Origin of the sequence: Brevundimonas sp. TWP2-3-4b1, from assembly GCF_049897665.1 — a bacterium.
In the GTDB taxonomy this organism is placed as follows: Bacteria; Pseudomonadota; Alphaproteobacteria; order Caulobacterales; family Caulobacteraceae; genus Brevundimonas; species Brevundimonas subvibrioides_B.
Map to the genome: position 1 here is coordinate 1 of NZ_JAFCWQ010000016.1, position 15700 is coordinate 15700.

Annotated in this window: 15 protein-coding genes; 8 read left to right on the forward strand and 7 right to left on the reverse strand. The window is 69.1% G+C overall.

The window, feature by feature from the left end:
* The first annotated feature begins 158 nt into the window (after positions 1-158).
* The 5 genes from ACP7A5_RS12230 to ACP7A5_RS12250 all read left to right on the forward strand — a co-directional run bounded on the left by ACP7A5_RS12230 (position 159) and on the right by ACP7A5_RS12250 (position 5499).
* Positions 159-488 (forward strand): hypothetical protein, encoded by a 330-nt coding sequence (locus tag ACP7A5_RS12230; protein ID WP_426042178.1) that lies wholly within the window; start codon positions 159-161, stop codon positions 486-488.
* A gap of 204 nt (positions 489-692) precedes the next feature.
* The gene (locus ACP7A5_RS12235) at positions 693-2558 is read left to right on the forward strand and encodes an ATP-binding protein (RefSeq protein WP_426042179.1); all 1866 of its coding nucleotides are present in this window, start codon (positions 693-695) and stop codon (positions 2556-2558) included.
* 74 nt (positions 2559-2632) lie between these two features.
* On the forward strand, positions 2633-3139 hold the full coding sequence (locus ACP7A5_RS12240; RefSeq protein ID WP_426042180.1) for a hypothetical protein: 507 nt from the start codon (positions 2633-2635) through the stop codon (positions 3137-3139).
* A 142-nt stretch (positions 3140-3281) separates the two neighbouring features.
* Entirely contained in the window at positions 3282-4706 is a 1425-nt protein-coding gene (gene lpdA, locus ACP7A5_RS12245) for a dihydrolipoyl dehydrogenase (protein ID WP_426042181.1), read from the forward strand.
* Between the two features lies 1 nt (position 4707).
* Positions 4708-5499 carry an SDR family oxidoreductase gene (locus tag ACP7A5_RS12250; RefSeq protein ID WP_426042182.1) on the forward strand — a complete coding sequence of 264 codons (792 nt, stop codon included), beginning with the start codon at positions 4708-4710 and terminating at the stop codon, positions 5497-5499.
* Here ACP7A5_RS12250 and ACP7A5_RS12255 read toward each other — a convergent pair.
* Positions 5496-6500: a retropepsin-like aspartic protease gene (locus ACP7A5_RS12255; RefSeq protein ID WP_426042183.1), complete on the reverse strand. Its 1005-nt coding sequence runs from the start codon at positions 6498-6500 to the stop codon at positions 5496-5498. The two genes, ACP7A5_RS12250 and ACP7A5_RS12255, sit on opposite strands and share 4 nt — an antisense overlap.
* A 133-nt stretch (positions 6501-6633) precedes the next feature.
* Here ACP7A5_RS12255 and ACP7A5_RS12260 point away from each other — a divergent pair, with 133 nt between their 5' ends.
* The gene (locus ACP7A5_RS12260; RefSeq protein ID WP_426042184.1) at positions 6634-7008 is read left to right on the forward strand and encodes a hypothetical protein; all 375 of its coding nucleotides are present in this window, start codon (positions 6634-6636) and stop codon (positions 7006-7008) included.
* On the opposite strand, the gene ACP7A5_RS12265 is transcribed toward ACP7A5_RS12260, so the two are convergent.
* The 3 genes from ACP7A5_RS12265 to fsa form a co-directional block, all read right to left on the reverse strand.
* A complete protein-coding gene (locus ACP7A5_RS12265; protein WP_426042185.1) occupies positions 7005-7967 on the reverse strand; it encodes a tyrosine recombinase XerC in 963 nt (320 codons plus the stop codon). The two genes, ACP7A5_RS12260 and ACP7A5_RS12265, sit on opposite strands and share 4 nt — an antisense overlap.
* The gene (locus tag ACP7A5_RS12270; RefSeq protein WP_426042186.1) at positions 7949-8659 is read right to left on the reverse strand and encodes a DUF484 family protein; all 711 of its coding nucleotides are present in this window, start codon (positions 8657-8659) and stop codon (positions 7949-7951) included. The genes ACP7A5_RS12265 and ACP7A5_RS12270 overlap by 19 nt, the downstream gene beginning before the upstream one ends.
* Before the next feature lie 66 nt (positions 8660-8725).
* Positions 8726-9379 carry a fructose-6-phosphate aldolase gene (gene fsa / locus ACP7A5_RS12275; RefSeq protein WP_426042187.1) on the reverse strand — a complete coding sequence of 218 codons (654 nt, stop codon included), beginning with the start codon at positions 9377-9379 and terminating at the stop codon, positions 8726-8728.
* A gap of 187 nt (positions 9380-9566) precedes the next feature.
* Here fsa and ACP7A5_RS12280 point away from each other — a divergent pair, with 187 nt between their 5' ends.
* Positions 9567-11729, forward strand: a complete 2163-nt coding sequence (locus ACP7A5_RS12280) for a primosomal protein N' (RefSeq protein ID WP_426042188.1) — start codon at positions 9567-9569, stop codon at positions 11727-11729.
* A gap of 380 nt (positions 11730-12109) precedes the next feature.
* Here ACP7A5_RS12280 and ACP7A5_RS12285 read toward each other — a convergent pair whose 3' ends face one another.
* From ACP7A5_RS12285 to ACP7A5_RS12295, 3 genes are all read right to left on the reverse strand, one after another.
* Positions 12110-12946 (reverse strand): glutaminyl-peptide cyclotransferase, encoded by an 837-nt coding sequence (locus ACP7A5_RS12285; RefSeq protein WP_426042189.1) that lies wholly within the window; start codon positions 12944-12946, stop codon positions 12110-12112.
* Positions 12946-13776 (reverse strand): TerC family protein, encoded by an 831-nt coding sequence (locus ACP7A5_RS12290; protein WP_426042190.1) that lies wholly within the window; start codon positions 13774-13776, stop codon positions 12946-12948. Before ACP7A5_RS12290 ends, ACP7A5_RS12285 begins: the two co-directional genes overlap by 1 nt.
* A gap of 66 nt (positions 13777-13842) precedes the next feature.
* Positions 13843-14847 (reverse strand): cation diffusion facilitator family transporter, encoded by a 1005-nt coding sequence (locus ACP7A5_RS12295; protein ID WP_426042191.1) that lies wholly within the window; start codon positions 14845-14847, stop codon positions 13843-13845.
* A 211-nt stretch (positions 14848-15058) separates the two neighbouring features.
* Here ACP7A5_RS12295 and ACP7A5_RS12300 point away from each other — a divergent pair, with 211 nt between their 5' ends.
* Positions 15059-15613, forward strand: coding sequence for a F0F1 ATP synthase subunit delta (locus ACP7A5_RS12300; RefSeq protein WP_426042192.1), 555 nt, complete (start codon positions 15059-15061; stop codon positions 15611-15613).
* Positions 15614-15700 lie beyond the last annotated feature (87 nt).

A 15700-nucleotide genomic window follows, 5' to 3' on the forward strand; every position in this document is an offset into this window, starting at 1 on the left:
ACCCTCCAACATCGGCGCTTGCAGCACCGCAAAATCGCCGCCTAAATATCGAACCCAGACAAGGCCAACTCTCCACTAAATCCGCACCCCGACTGTCCCAAAACATCTGACGACGTACAGCCAACGAGTCCCAGGCCACGACGCCGGGCGGCACGCGCGTGACCCTGCCTGGCACCTCGGACGTGGTCTACAACCTGGCCGGCTACTACGAGAAGTATGGCCTTTCGGCGCGCCTGAACTATCGCAAGCGCACCGACTGGCTCGACGGCTACGGCCCGGTGGCCGACGGGGGCAACACCTACTGGGCGGCCGACGACGAACTGGACGCTTCGATCCGTTATGCCGTCAGCGACAACCTTGAAGTCTACGTCGACGGCTCCAACCTCATGAACAATCCGGGCCGTCGCTACTCTCGCGAAAGCCAGTACACGATCGAGTGGGAACGGTTCGGCCGTCGCTTCGACGCAGGCATTCGCTTCAACTTTTGAGGGGAATAAAACGTATCAAGACGGGAAGGGCCGGGCGGCGACGCCCGGTCCTTCTGCGTCAGTCGGGGATGCTTCTCCGGATCGCGCGAAAGCGACTGGACCCAAGCCGGGACAGGCCGTAACCGGCTTGTGACGCCGGGCGGCGCCGGGCTTGCAGTCAGCCGGTCGAACACCGCGCCGCGTGCCAAGACAGGAAGACCGAACATGTTCATGGAAGGCGACATCGACTGGGTCCTCGTGCTGGGAATCGTCGCCGCCGTGACCTCGGTCGTCGCCGTCCTGTCGTCGATCTTCGCGGTGACCCACCGGACCCGCCATGTCTCGACCTCGGATGAACTGGGGGCCGTGTCCATGGCCCGCGAGGCCGCGGAGACGCGCCTCTACGAGACTCTGAACGCCATTCCCGTCGCCCTGGTCCAGACGGACCGCGGCGGCAAATTCGTCTTCGCCAACCGGGCGGCGCACCAGCTGATGGGCCGCCGCGACGCCGAGCTGATCGGCCTGCGCTTCCACTCGGCGACCTGGGGCATCACCTATCCCGACGGCCGGCCCGTGCCGCCGGACCTGCTGCCCAGCGCGCGCGCCCTTCGCGGCCAGACGGTCAAAGGCTTCCAGCACATCCTCGCCAACCCGGCGACCCGGCGGAAGATGCTGGTCTCGGTGACCGCCATGCCGATCGAGGATTCCCACGGCCATATCATCGGCTCGACCGCCGCCCTCGTGGAGACCGAAGGCCTGACCACGCCCGAAGCGTTCCAGCCCGAGACCGCCTCGGTCGCGGCCGGCGACGACCTGACCCGCCGCGTGTTCGAAGCCGCGTCCAGCGCTTTGGTGGTGGTGTCCGCTCACGGCGTCGTGCGCGAAGCCAATCCGTTGGCCCTGGACCTGTTCGGGCGCACGCTCGATGTCATCGGCTCCGATTTCGCCGACCAGTTCCTGGGCGAGACCGAGCGGGTCGAGGGTCGGCAGACCCTGCGCGCCGCGATCAACGCCCAGCCTGGCGAGGCCGATGGCATCGTCTCGATGATGGGCGGCGACAACGGCGTGGCCTGGCGCATCCTGCCGCTGAGCGCGCCGGACGGGGCGGTCGACGCACTGTTGCTCGCCGGCGATCCCATCGTGCCGGAGACGGCGGTTGAGACCGAGGTCGAGCCCGCCCACGTCGTCGCGTTTGAACCCGGCACGCCCCCCGGAGCCGTCGTCCTGGCCGAGCCGGTCGCCGACCTGGCGCCGCAACTGGAAGCCGCCGCGGCCCGCGAGGCGGAACTGCAGTCCGAGCTGGAAGCTGCTCGCGCCCAGATCGAAGTGGAACGGACCGAGGCTCAACGGACGGCCGAAGAGGCGCGCGCGCAGGTCCTGTCCCAGGTCGAGACCGGCAACGAGGCCTCGCGTCGGCTGGAGAGCGTCGGCCGCCTGACCGGCGGCGTGGCCCAGGACTTCAACGCCCTGCTGGCCGTCATGACCAGCGCGCTCGACATGCTGTTGAAGACCGCCGACGATCCGGCCCGCGTGCGCCGTCTGGGCCAGGCGGCCCTGGCGGCCGGGCAGCGGGGAGAGGCCCTTACCCGTCGTCTCTCGGCCTTCTCGCAGGGCGAGGACGCCCATGCCCGGGTGCTGGATTCCGGCGTGTTGCTGCGCGGCATGGAGACCCGTCTGCGGGCCCTCGCCGGGCCGGGCGTCGACCTGTTGATCGAGGGGCCTTCCCATGCGGCGCCGGTGCGCGTCGATCCGGTCGGCTTCGAAGGCGCGGTCCAGGCGCTGGTCCGCAATGCGGTCGAGGCTCTGGGCGGCGCGGGCTCCGTGGCCGTGCGGCTGGAAGCGCTCGCGGACGGCGGGGCGCGGCTGACGGTGCGCGACACCGGCCCGGGGCTGGATGCCGCGACTGCGGCCCGTGCGCTGGAACCCTTCTTCACCACCCGCGACGGCGCGGCGGGTCTGGGCCTGGCCCAGGTTCACGCCTTCGCCCGCCAGTCCGGCGGCGTCCTGACCCTGACCGGGGCCGAGGGCGAAGGGGCCGAGGCGACCGTGATCCTGCCGCCCGTCGAACCGGCGATCGCGGGCGCGGCCTGACGCTTCACGGCTTGGCTTGGCGGGGCGGCGTGCTAGATTAACGAACGTCGTTTGATCGCGTTCGGAGCCCGGCCATGAAGATCCTGCGGTTCGTTCTGGTGCTGGCCGTGATCGGCTATGCGGGCTGGCTGGCCTGGCCCTTCCTCTCCCCCTTCTTCGAGGGCGCCTCCACGACGGTGGCGACCGAGCGCGCCTCCGCCGTCGTCGAGACCGGAGGCGGCATCCTCCAGGCGGCGCTGTGGATCGGAGCGGTGGCCCTGTATCTGGTTGCGGCCTTCATGCTCGGCGCCGGCAATCCGAAGGCGGCTGTGGCCTATTTTCTCGGCTTCCTCGCTGATGCGGTTCTGAGGCTGGCCATCGACCGATCGGGCGGCGGCGGTCCGGCCAGCGCCTCGATCCAGGCGGACGCCTCCGCCGGCGGAGGCGAGATCGCCCGACAGGCCGAGGCGGTGGCCCCGATCGGCCTGTCGGTCGATCCGACCTGGCTGGTGCTGGGCATATTGCTGGTGGTCGGCCTCATCATTGTCGCCGTCTCGCGACGGAGGCGGCGACATCGTTCGCCCGGCCATCTCGCCGCCTGATCCACATTCTTCGTCGGCCTATCGCCCCTTGGGCTACTTGAGGCCGGAAGGGACCCCCATATCCCCGCCAGCGGTTGACCCGGAACGGTCAGGCGCTAGGACAGCGGCCGACTCCCCGACTGCGCCCGACACAGAGGTTCTCATGGCAGACGCCGCCCCCGCCGCTCCCTTTTCCTACGATGTCGTCGTGATTGGCGGCGGACCCGGCGGTTACAACGCCGCAATCCGGGCCGGGCAACTGGGGCTGAAGGTGGCCTGCGTCGAAAAGGGCGAGACCCTGGGCGGCACCTGCCTGAACGTCGGCTGCATGCCCTCCAAGGCCCTGCTGCACGCGTCGGAACTGTTCGAGATCGCCAACAAGGAGTTCCCGACCCTGGGCATCGATGTGGGCGCCCCCAAGGTCAACCTGCCGCAGATGATGAAGCAGAAGGCCGAAAGCGTGACGGCCCTGACCAAGGGGATCGAGTTCCTGTTCAAGAAGAACAAGGCCGACTGGATCAAGGGCACGGGCAAGATCGTCGGAACCGGCAAGGTGGAAGTCACCGCCGCCGACGGAACCGTCACGACCCTGACCGCCAGGGACATCGTCATCGCCACAGGCTCCGAGCCCACCCCCCTGCCGGGCGTGGACTTCGTCGAGGGCAAGATCATTGATTCCACCGGCGCCCTGTCGCTGTCGGCGATTCCCAAGAAGCTGATCGTCATCGGCGCGGGCGTGATCGGGCTGGAGCTCGGTTCCGTCTGGCGTCGCCTGGGGGCCGAGGTCACCGTCGTGGAGTTCCTCGACAAGGTCGGCGCCGGCATGGATGCCGAGGTCGCCACCGCCTTCCAGCGCGGCCTGACCAAACAGGGCATGATCTTCAAGACGGGGACGAAGGTCACCGCGGCGCAGGTGGCCAAGGACGGCGTGGTCCTGACGCTGGAGCCCGCCGCCGGCGGCGCCGCCGAAACCCTCACCGGCGACGTGGTCCTGGTGGCCATCGGTCGTCGTCCCTACACCGCCGGGCTGGGCCTGGAGAGCGTCGGCATCGAGACCGACAAGCGCGGCTTCCTCGTCAACGACCATCTGAAGACCGGCAAGGACGGGATCTGGGTCATCGGAGACGTGACCCACGGCCCGATGCTGGCCCACAAGGCGGAAGAAGATGCCGTCGCCGTGATCGAGTTCATCGCCGGCAAGGCGGGCCACGTCGACTATGATCTGGTCCCCAGCGTCATCTACACCGGGCCGGAAGTGGCCTGGGTCGGCAAGACCGAGGAACAGCTCAAGGCCGCCGGCGTCGCGTTCAAGAAGGGCAAATTCCCCTTCACTGCGAACAGCCGCGCCAAGATCAACCACGAGACCGAGGGCTTCGTGAAGGTTCTGGCCGACGCGACGACGGACAAGGTGCTGGGCGTGCACATCTTCGGCCCCTCTGCCGGCGAGTTGATCGCCGAGGCCTGCATCACGATGGCTTTCGGCGGCTCGTCGGAAGACATCGCCCGCACCTCCCACGCCCATCCGACCCGCTCGGAAGCCGTCAAACAGGCGGCCATGGGCGTCGAGGGCTGGACGATGCAGGCCTAGGGTGGACCTCCACCTCACCGGCAGGCGCGCGCTCGTCTGCGGCGGATCCAGCGGTCTCGGTCGCGCCGTGGCCGAGGCGCTGGCGGCGGAGGGTGCGCATGTCGCCCTGTTGTCGCGGGACGCGGAAAAGCTGCAAGTCGTGGCCGACGGGATCAATGCGACGGCGACCGGCCGGGCCGTGATCGTGACGGCCGATCTGGCGGATCACGCGGGCCTGCTGACGGCGGTCGATACGGCCGAGGGCCTGCTCGGCGGGCCGATCGAGATCCTGCTGAACAACACCGGCGGGCCGCCGCAGTCGGGTGTGGCGGGGCTGGATCCGGAGCTGTGGCGCGCCCAGTTCGAGTCCATGGTGCTGTCGGTGTTCCGTCTGACTGACCGGGTTCTGCCGGCCATGCGCGCGGCGGGCTGGGGCCGCATCCTGAACGTCGCCTCGTCCTCGGCGGTCGAGCCCAATCCAATGCTGGGCGTGTCCAACACCCTGCGCGCCGGAATCACCGGCTGGGCCAAGAGCCTGGCGACCGAGGTCGCCGCCGACGGGGTGACCGTCAACACCCTCCTGCCCGGCCGTATCGACACGCCGCGTATCCAGCAGCTGGACAAGGCCACTGCCGAACGCACGGGAGTAATGCCGGAACAGGCGCAGTCGAAGTCGGTCGAGAGTATTCCGGTCGGGCGGCTGGGCGATCCGGCCGAGTTCGGCGCGGTTGCGGCCTTCCTCGCCAGTCCGAAGGCGGCCTATGTCACGGGTTCCCTGGTCCGCATTGATGGCGGAGCCATAAGGGCGATCTAGCTACGCTCGATGGCCGAGGGCGTGGCTCGCGGCTGCAGCCCGCCGAAGCCCATGCGACGCGCGCCATAGTCGAGCTCGACCCGGCGGAAACGGTAGAGCACGTCGGCGCCGATCAGCAGCGCCGGCTGGTCGCCCAGCCCCAGGGTGTTGAAGGCGTGCAGCTCGGCGAACAGCAGGGGCGTGGCGCCCAGCTCATGCCGGCCGATCCTCAGGGTGTTCAGGCGACTGGCGTAGGCGTCGATCGTCTGGCCGGTGACGCCGTAGAGCGGGATGGGCCGCGAACCCACCTGACCGCCGATGGCGCGCAACAGGGCGGTGTTGCCGATCGAATACTGGCCGCCGCTGTCGACGAACGACTGGACCGGGACGCCGTCGGCCACGGCGTTGGTCAGGATCAACTGGCCCGAGGAATCCAGTCGCGCCCGCGCGCCGCCTGGCAGGCGCGTCGGGATGACGGAGGCGGAGCCCCCCGCGTAGAAGGCGGGGCCCGAGGGCGTCAGGCTGACGGTCCGGTCCGCCAGGTTCATCGACAGTCGGAACTGGGATAGGATGTCCAGGCCGAGCAGGCCGTCGGCGGCCAGCAGCGACCGCTCGAACACGGGCATGACCACGTTGTTGAAGCGTCGCCGCCCGAAGGTCACCCGCCCGGCCACGGCTGTGGGCGTCTCCTGGGCGGAGGTGATGCCGTGGACGACCACCGTGGGACCGGCCGGCAGACCCAGGGCCTCGGCCAGATCGCGGGCGATGGAGGTGCGCTCGGCGCCCGTGTCCAGCACGAACAGGCGCGGGCTGCGGCCGTTCAGCCGCACGGCGGCGGCCATCCGGGTCAGCAGGTTCGCCGACAGCGACAGGGCTTCGGGCGGCTGGGCGGGCGGGGTGACGGCCTGTTGCGTGAAGCCGCCGAGACCGGTCAGCAGAAGGGCGCCGCCGCCCAGCACCCGCCGGCGGTCGAGGCCCTCGCGCCCGGGTTCGTCCCTGGTCTGCGTTGTCCGCTCGATCATGGCCGCCTCCCCGCGGCATTTGCCCGAGCCTAGGACGGCGGCCGGGGCGCGCCTAGCCTGCGTCGCGTTACCGATTGGTCATGTGGGAGTGCAGCCGGAGGGTGTATACTGGGCGTTCAGAATGGAGATTCCGATGTTGTCGATGCTGCTCCTTCTCACCGCCGCGCCCCAGTCGGCCGAGATTCCTGCCCCTTCCCTTCGGCCCGGGACAATTCAAGAGATGATCGTGCCGGAGCTTCCTGCGCGAGAGAACGCCGCGCGGATGCCGGTCTTGAGCGACACCGGTTTCGGCTGCGACAGCGATGTCAGGTTGGCCACGTATCCGAATGCCGGAAACAGCCTTCTGTGGCGCGACGGCGGCGACCCGGTCGGCCTCTATCGCCTGCTGGATCGCCGAGTGAACGGCTGTCCGGAACCGATCGTGGTCAACTACCGGGTGCCCGGATCGAATGCTCTTGGCCGCGAAGCCGTCCCGCCCGGCCGCGGAGATCGTCTTCCGGCCGACTAGGCTCGCGGATGGGCCGCGGCGTAGGCGCCCAGCAGATGGGCGGCGTCGACGGCGGTGTATTTCTGGGTCGTCGACAGGCTGGCGTGGCCCAGCAGCTCCTGAATACTGCGCAGATCGGCGCCCGCGCCCAGCAGGTGGGTGGCGAAGCTGTGCCTGAGGGCATGCGGCGTGGCCGATGCGGGCAGGCCGAGGCGGCCGCGCAGTTTCTGCACCGTCGCCTGCACATGGCGGGCGCTGAGCGGGCCTCCGCGACGGGCCCGAAACAGGGCGTCCGACGGCTCGAGCGGGAAGGGCTGGGCGGCGAGCGCGGCGTCCACCGCTGACCGCACGGCGGGCAGGACCGGGACGATCCGGGTCTTGCCGCCCTTGCCGGTGATGCGCAGGCTTTCCGGGAGCGGGGCGTCGGCGCGGGTCAGGCCGAGCGCCTCCGAGATTCGCAGGCCACAGCCGTAGAGCAGCGACAGGACGGCGGCGTCGCGCAATGCCTCCCACGGTTCGGCGTCGGGATCGAGGGCGGGCTCGGCGAGCAGGCCCCGGGCCTGATCGGCGCTGACCGGGCGGGGCAGGGAGGGCTTCACCCGGGGCCCGCGCACCAGGGCCAGCTGGGGCGCGGGCGTGCCGCAGCGGCGGTCGAGGAAAACGTGGAAGGTGCGGATCGCGGACAGGGTCTGGCTGAGCGAGCGGGCGTTGAGTGGCCCATTCTTGCTGGAATTGGCGCCGGAGCGTCGCTCGGCGAGGTGGGCGCGCAGTTCGGCGGCTGCGACGGTCCCGAGGTCGCCGAGACGCTGAGGCTCGCCACGATGGCGTTCGAGGAAGGAGAGATATTGGCGACCGATATGGCCGTAGGCCTCCAGCGTGCGGGGCGACAGGCGGCGTTCGTGCGCCAGATGCTCGAGCCAGGCCGAGAGGGCCTCATTTGCGCTGAGGCGCTTTGGGGCGGTCAGTTGAGGATCGGCCATCGCTCTGCCGTGCGTTCGACGACCCGGGCGATGAAGGCGACCAGTTCGCAGCCCATGCCGGGGGTGAAGCCTTCTTCCTCGGGCGAGGCGAAGGCGCAGAGGCCGGGGCGGGCCTCTTCGGGGCGCTCGCCGCCGAGGTGCGGCGCCATGCGGATCAGGGCCACGGACCTGGCCTGCTCCGTCGAAGGGCCGAAAAGGTCGAGACCGTCGAACATGGGGCCAAGCCAGGTCAGCCCGTGATCGCCGAGCAGGGTGTCGACGGCGCCGACCTCCAGCCCGCGCCAGCCGAATGGCACGCCACCCGGCTTCTCGATGGCCATGACAGCGCCCGCGAGGCCGAAGCGGCCCTGCGCCACCGCATCCAGTCGGCGGGCGAGATCGGAGTGGTTGCGCGACTCCATCAGATCCAGGGCCGCGACATGGGTCTGGGTCTGGGCGGCGAAGTTCGCACGGGCGACCGACTCGATACGTTTCCTGGCGTCGGCCTCGCGCTCGGCGGCTTCCTCGAGCCGGGTCAGGGCGGCGCGGCCGAACTCGACGACATTGCGGCCATGCGGCTTCAGACCGACCTCCGCCAGCAGGGAGCGGTCGTCGAGCAGGGTCTGGGGGTGGGCCTGCAGCCAGGCGCGGACGTCGGGCCAGTGAAGGTCGCCGGCGGTGAACAGGTCTGCGGTCTGGTCCCTGGACGTCACGTCGGCGCTCCTCCCGGAACGCCGGGTCGTAAACTACAGAATGGAGCGTCCCGGTTTGTCGATCCTCTAGAGGATCGACTGGCCCGTCTTGCCCCAGTCCGCCAGGAAGGCATCAAGACCCTTGTCGGTTAACGGGTGCTTGATCAGGGCCTTGAAAGTGTCTGCGGGCAGGGTGGCGGCGTCCGATCCGGCGAGCGCGGCGGCCGTCACATGGGCCGGGTGGCGCAGGGAGGCGGCCAGAATCCGGGTCTCGAAGCCGTGGAGGTCGTAGATCGCGCGAATCTCTTCCAGCAGCTCGATGCCCTGGGCGCCGTGATCATCGAGGCGGCCGACGAAGGGCGAGACGTAGGTGGCGCCGGCCTTGGCGGCCAGCAGGGCCTGGGCGGCGGAAAAGCACAGGGTGACGTTGGTCTGGACGCCCTTGTCGGCGAAGGCGCGGGCCGCGCGCAGGCCGTCCCAGGTCAGGGGCAGCTTCACCACGACGTTCGGGGCGATGGCGGCGAGCTTGTCACCTTCCTTGACCATGGTCTCGAAATCGGTCGCCACGGCCTCGGCGGAGATCGGGCCCTCGACCAGGGCGCAGATTTCGGCGATGACCTCGGCGATGTTGCGCCCGGACCTTGCGATCAGCGTGGGATTGGTGGTCACGCCGTCCACCATCCCGGTGGGCAGCATGTCCTTGATGACGGCGACGTCGGCGGTGTCGAGGAAGAGTTTCATGGGTCCGGGTTTTAACGGCGTAGGCAGGCGAGAGCGAGCCTCTAAATCCTCCCCCGTCGGGGGAGGTGGCTCGAAGCGGAGCGCAGAGACGGAGGGGGCCCGATCCGGACTCCGACGTAGGCGGCTGGCCCCCTCCACCCCCGCGAAAGCGCGCGGCGGTCCCCCTCCCCCGACGGGGGAGGAATAGGTGAAAGTCGCCTCGGTTCTCATTCCCCTGCCGGTGCACGAGGCCTTCGACTACGAGGTGGCCGACGGGCTCGAGCTGGCGCGGGGCGATCAGGTCGCGGTGCCCCTGGGGCCGCGCCTGATGCGGGGCATCGTGGCCGAGGTGCGCGAGACGACGGGTTCGAACCGGCGGCTGAAGGCGGTCGAGGCGAAGCTGGACGATCCGAGCCTGCCGCCGGGGACGGTGGATTTCGTCGAATGGGCCGCGCGCTGGACCCTGAGCCCGCCAGGCGAGATGGCGGCGACGGCCCTGAAGGGGCTGCGGGCGCCGAGGCCCCGGCCGGAGCGGCGGCTCAGGCGCGTCGGCGACCGGGTCCCGGCGCGACCCACGGCCGGGCGGACGGCGGTGCTGGAGACGCTCGGCGAGACGGCGATGCCGGGGGCGGCGCTGGCGCGGGCGGCGGCGGTTTCTTCGGCCGTGGTCAAGGGGTTGGTCGACGAGGGGGTGCTGGAGGTCATCGAGATCGAGGCGGAGGCCGCCTTCGATCCCCCCGATCCCGACCACAGGCCGGCGACGCTGAACGCGGACCAGGCGGCGGCGGCGGATGTGCTGTCGGCGGCCACCGAGGCCGGCGTCTTCAAGCCCTTCCTGCTGGACGGGGTCACGGGGTCGGGCAAGACCGAGGCCTATCTGGAGGCCGTGGCGCGGACGCTGAAGCGGGACCCTTTGGCCCAGATCCTGATCCTCCTGCCCGAGATCGCCCTGACCCAGGCGCTGATTGAGCGGATCACGAAGCGGTTCGGGGCGGCGCCGGCCGAGTGGCATTCGGGGGTCGCGCCGCCGCGTCGGCGGATGGTGTGGGAGGCGGTGGTCGCGGGGCGCTGCAACATCGTGGTCGGCGCGCGCTCGGCCCTGTTCCTGCCCTTCACGAGGCTGAAGCTGATCGTCGTCGACGAGGAGCACGACGGGTCGTTCAAGCAGGAGGAGGGGCTGGTCTATCACGGCCGCGACCTGGCGGTGGCGCGGGCGCGGATCGAGGGGGCGGTTGTGGTCCTGGCCTCGGCCACGCCGTCGCTGGAGACCCTGTGGAACGCCCATCACGGCCGCTACGGCTGGCTGAAGCTGTCGAGCCGGCACGGGGCGGCGGTGCTGCCGGAGATCAGCCTCCTGGACCTGAGGCAGAACCCGCCCGACCCCCAGACCTGGCTGTCGCAGCCGCTCAGGGAGGCGATCGGGGAGACCTTGCTGGCGGGGGAGCAGACCCTGCTGTTCCTCAATCGGCGAGGCTATGCGCCGGTGGTGCTGTGCCGGGCCTGCGGGCACCGGATGACTTCGCCGGACACCGACAGCTGGCTGGTCGAGCATCGCTACACCGGGCGGCTGGTCTGTCACCTGACCGGCTTCTCGATGGTGCGGCCCAGGCTGTGTCCGTCGTGCGGGGCCGAAGACAGTCTGGTCTCGGTCGGGCCCGGCGTCGAACGGGTAGAGGAGGAGGTGCGCCAGCTGTTCCCGCAGGCGCGGACGGCTGTGTTCAGCTCCGACACCATTCCGGACCCCAGGGCGATGCGGGCCCTGATCCAGCGGATGACGGACGGGGAGATCGACATCCTGGTGGCGACCCAGGCCGCGGCCAAGGGGCATAACTTCCCGCACCTGACCCTGGTCGGGGTGGTGGACGCCGACCTGGGCCTGCGCGGCGGGGACCTGAGGGCGGCGGAGAGGACGTTCCAGCTTCTGACCCAGGCCACGGGCCGGGCGGGCCGGGCGGACAAGCCGGGGCGGGCGATCCTGCAGACCTGGACGCCCGAGCATCCGGTGCTGATGGCGCTGGCGGCCGGGGACCGGGACGCCTTCGTCGAGGCCGAGATGGCGGAACGGGAGGCGGCCTCCCTGCCGCCGCACGGACGGCTGGCGGCGATCATCCTGTCGGGCATCGACGCGATGGCGGTCGAGAAGGTCGCCAACGCCCTGGCGGCGGCGATCCCCAACGCGGAGCGGCTGGAGGTCTATGGCCCGGCCGATGCGCCCCTGGGGCTGATCCGGGGTCGGCGTCGGAAGAGATTGCTCGTGCGGGCGGATCGCGACGTGGACCTGCAGGGGTTCCTGCGGTCGTGGCTCAGCCGGGTGAAGGTGCCGGGATCGGTTCGGCTGACGGTGGACGTGGATCCGTACAGCTTCCTGTAGGGCCAGTTTCGTCCGCGTGTCCGGACGTAAAACACCCTGACGAAACGGACGAAACGACTGGTCGGGTGAGGGAAAACAAGGGCTTGTGCGTGGGCGGTTTGTGCAGCGGACGAAAATCGGGCTGACGACGCGCTTCGCGGATTGAGATGTCAAAGACCTGACGGGGACGTGGGGTCGATGGCTGGCGGACGCAAGGGCCGCGCGAGAATAAATTCCTGCAACCTGTTTCCTCCCTGCGCCGCAGGCGTGGGAAGGCGGCTCGAAGCGTAGCGAAGAGACGGAGGGGTTCTCAGCCGCGGCAAGAACCCCTCCGTCAGCTCGCGAAGGGCTCGCTGCCACCTCCCCATGCGCAAGCGCGCACAGGGAGGAGACTTGTGACGTCAGCGCGGCCCGGTCAGGCGGATCTCGAACAGTTTCGGCCAGTTCTTGCCGGTGACGAACAGCCGCCGGTTCTCCGCGTCCCAGGCGATGCCGTTGAGGACGTCGTCGTTCGGATTGGCGACCGGGTCGGGCAGGATGCCGGTCAGGTCGATGACGCCGATGACCACGCCCGTGGCCGGGTCGATGCGGACGATGAAGCTGGTTTGCCAGACGTTGGCCCAGACCTCGCCCTCGATGAACTCCAGCTCGTTCAGCCGCTCCAGCGGACGGCCCATGTAGGTGACCGGGACCGAGCCCGTTTGTTGCAGGGTGACGGGATCGAGGAAACGCAGCGACGGCGAGCCGTCCGACAGGATGACCCGCGTGTCGTCGTGGGTCAGGCCCCAGCCCTCGCCGGAATAGGAGAAGGTCCCTGCCGGTTCGAGGTCGTCGATGTCCCAGACGAAGCCGTGGCCGCCCTGCCAGGTCAGGGTGAGGATGCGGTCGCCGACGGCGGTCAGGCCTTCGCCGAAGAACTGCATATCCAGATCGCGCTTCTGCAGGACCACGCCGTCCTCGAGGCGCACGCGGCGCACGCTGGATGGATGACGGCCCGTGCTCTCCAGCAGGATGCCGCCGTGGAACTCCAGGCCCTGGGTGAAGGCGGCGGGGTCGTGCGGATAGGTGGAGACGATCTCGTAGCCGTAGCGCGGCGGTCGGGCGGGCTGTGTCGCGGGCGCGACGGCCTGAGCGACGGGGGCGGCGGGCGCCGACGTCTGTGCAACCCCGGCCAGGGCGAAGGCGAGGCCGATCAGCCCCGCGAGCGCCGCGACCGGATGGAACGCCCGCCTGCGCATCAGTGGGCCGGGTCGGCGGCGGCTTCCGCCTCCGCTTCCCTGGCGCGCACTTCCGCCTGATCGGCGACTTGACGCGCGAGTTTGGCCTTCTCCTGTTTGGAGGTGGCCGCTCGTCCCAGCATGTTCAGCGCCTCCACCCCGGCCGAGAAGGCCATGGCGGCATAGATATAGCCCTTGGGCACATGGAAGCCGAAACCATCGGCGATGAGGACGAGGCCGATCATCAGCAGGAACCCGAGGGCCAGCATGACCACGGTCGGGTTCTTGGCGATGAAGTTGGCCAGGGGGTCGGCGGCCAGCAGCATGACGGTCACGGCGGCGAGAACGGCGACCACCATGATCGGCAGATGTTCGGTCATGCCGACGGCCGTCAGGATGGAGTCGATCGAGAAGACGAGGTCGAGGATGATGATCTGGACGATCGCCGAGCCGGCGTTGGAGATCATCACATCCTTCTTGTCGAGGACGTCATGCGTCGGCGTCGGATCCACCGTGTGGTGGATTTCCTTGGTGGCCTTCCAGATCAGGAACAGGCCGCCCGCGATCAGGATCAGATCCTTCCAGGAGAATTCGTTGCCCATCACCGTAAAGACCGGCTGGATCAGGCCGACCAGCCAGGCGATGACCGACAGCAGGGCCAGGCGCATGATCAGGGCCAGGCCGATGCCGATGCGGCGCACGCGCTGGCGATGCTCGGGCGGAAGCTTGTTCGACAGGATCGAGATGAAGATCAGATTGTCGATGCCGAGCACGACCTCCATCACCACCAGGGTAACGAGGGCGGCCCATGCGGCCGGGTCGCTAAGCAGCGGGATAATGCTGTCGAACATCAAGGTCTCTCTGGCAGGAAGGATTTTCTCTGTAGCGCACGCCGCGCGGCGCAGTTCAAGCCCAGGCTAGGACGCAGGCCGCGTCGAAACCACTTCCGGGACCTGGTCGACCAGGGCCCCCGCCCCGCCGCCGGCCATCACGGCGGCCCGGACCGCGGCATGGCTGGCGAGGCTCTGGGCCTCGACATAAATGCGGCCAGCCTGGGGGTAGGCGGCGCGGATGCGGTGCTCCAGCCCGGCGACCGTGTCCTCGACCTCGGCGGCGGTGAGGTCGTCGCGGAAGTCGAGGCTTAGGCAGACCAGAATCTCGTTGGGACCGAAATGCATGGTGCGGGCGTCGTTCAGCCCCATGACGCCGGGCGCGGCCCGGGCGATGGCCTCGATGCCTTCGCGGGTCGCAGGATCGGCAGCCTCTCCGGTCAGCAGGCTCTGGCTCTCGACGGCGAGGAAACCGGCGGTGATCGCCAGGATGAGGCCGATGACGACCGAGGCGACTCCGTCCAGCACCGGCAGATCGAACAGATGGCTGCAGACCACACCGACCAGGGCGACGACGAGACCGACCAGGGCAGCGGTGTCCTCGAACAGGACGGTAAAAATGGTCGGGTCCTTGGATGAGCGGATGACGGCGAAGAAGGGCCGGCCCTCGCGTTGCTTGTTAAAAGCGTTCAGCGCCACCAGCCAAGATGCGCCCTCGAACAGCACGGACAGGCCCAGCACGATATAGTTGACCCAGGCGTTCTGGATCGGCTCGGGCGACCGGATGCGCTCTATGCCGTGGGTGATGGAGAGGACCGCGCCGACGCCGAAGATCAGGACCGCGACCACGAATGTATAGAAATAGAGCTGCAGCCCGTGGCCGAACGGGTGGCCGACGTTCGCCGGCCGGGCGGCGCGTCTGAGCCCGATCAGCAGGATGATCTGGTTGCCGGTGTCGACGCCCGAGTGAATCGCCTCCGACATCATGGCGGCCGAGCCGGTGAACAGGGCGGCGCCCAGCTTGGTCACGGCGATGGCCAGGTTCCCGGCCAAGGCGGCGAAAATGACGTTCTTTGAGGTTGAGGCTGCCATAATGTCGCAGTGGTGAGCGCGGGTGCGACCGTATCGTTCCCCGGCTTCGGTTGCGACAGCGAAAAGCCCATGCTATCAGGCGCCCGGCTTCCAGGGGGCGTTTCCAACGAGACGGCCCTTGGCGTGCTTTCCTTAAGCATTACAAGCCTTTGACCGGCGCGAGCTTCGCGGCCGGTCGTTTGAACAGACACGCACAGCGGACGGACAGGCCTTGGCTGACGATTTCAGAACGACGGAAGTCGGCGCGCGCTACGCACAGGCGCTGTTCGACCTGGCCCTGGAAACCGGCCGCCTGGAGGCCGTTCGCGCCGACCTGAAGTCGCTGAAGGCCGCCTGGATCGAGAGCGCCGACCTGCGCCGCCTCGCCACCTCGCCGGTGATCGCTGCCGAGGACCAGCAAAAGGGCCTCGCGGCCATCGCGACCAAGGCAAAGTTCGACGCCACCACGAAGAATTTCCTCGGCCTCCTGGCCAAGAACGGCCGCGCCCGCGACCTGGGCGCCGTGATCTCCGGCTTCGAAAGCCTGTATGCGGCGCACACCGGCGTCGTCGCGGCGGAAATCGTCTCGGCCGTGGCTCTGTCGGCCGCCCAGACCACCCATATTCGCTCGGCCCTGTCGCAGGCGCTGGGCAAGGCTCCCGAGATGACCGCCCGCGTCGATCCGTCGATCCTGGGCGGACTGAAGGTCAAGGTCGGCTCGAAACTTTTCGACGCCTCGCTGAAGACTAAGCTCGACCAGATGAAGTTCGCCCTGAAGCGGGCCTGACCCGCTTCACACTAAAATAGCAGCGGGCCACGGCACGCACCGAAACAAGCATGCAGCGGACCTGACGGCCCGCCCTGAAGACCAAGA

What these genes read in the sequence shown, in the direction of transcription:
- ACP7A5_RS12260 (WP_426042184.1), top strand. Translation starts at nt 6,634, where the DNA reads ATGTTGTCGATGCTGCTCCTTCTCACCGCCGCGCCCCAGTCGGCCGAG.
- ACP7A5_RS12235 (WP_426042179.1), top strand. Translation starts at nt 693, where the DNA reads ATGTTCATGGAAGGCGACATCGACTGGGTCCTCGTGCTGGGAATCGTC.
- ACP7A5_RS12240 (WP_426042180.1), top strand. Translation starts at nt 2,633, where the DNA reads ATGAAGATCCTGCGGTTCGTTCTGGTGCTGGCCGTGATCGGCTATGCG.
- fsa (WP_426042187.1), bottom strand. Translation starts at nt 9,379, where the DNA reads ATGAAACTCTTCCTCGACACCGCCGACGTCGCCGTCATCAAGGACATG.
- ACP7A5_RS12285 (WP_426042189.1), bottom strand. Translation starts at nt 12,946, where the DNA reads ATGCGCAGGCGGGCGTTCCATCCGGTCGCGGCGCTCGCGGGGCTGATC.
- ACP7A5_RS12295 (WP_426042191.1), bottom strand. Translation starts at nt 14,847, where the DNA reads ATGGCAGCCTCAACCTCAAAGAACGTCATTTTCGCCGCCTTGGCCGGG.
- ACP7A5_RS12255 (WP_426042183.1), bottom strand. Translation starts at nt 6,500, where the DNA reads ATGATCGAGCGGACAACGCAGACCAGGGACGAACCCGGGCGCGAGGGC.
- ACP7A5_RS12290 (WP_426042190.1), bottom strand. Translation starts at nt 13,776, where the DNA reads ATGTTCGACAGCATTATCCCGCTGCTTAGCGACCCGGCCGCATGGGCC.
- ACP7A5_RS12265 (WP_426042185.1), bottom strand. Translation starts at nt 7,967, where the DNA reads ATGGCCGATCCTCAACTGACCGCCCCAAAGCGCCTCAGCGCAAATGAG.
- lpdA (WP_426042181.1), top strand. Translation starts at nt 3,282, where the DNA reads ATGGCAGACGCCGCCCCCGCCGCTCCCTTTTCCTACGATGTCGTCGTG.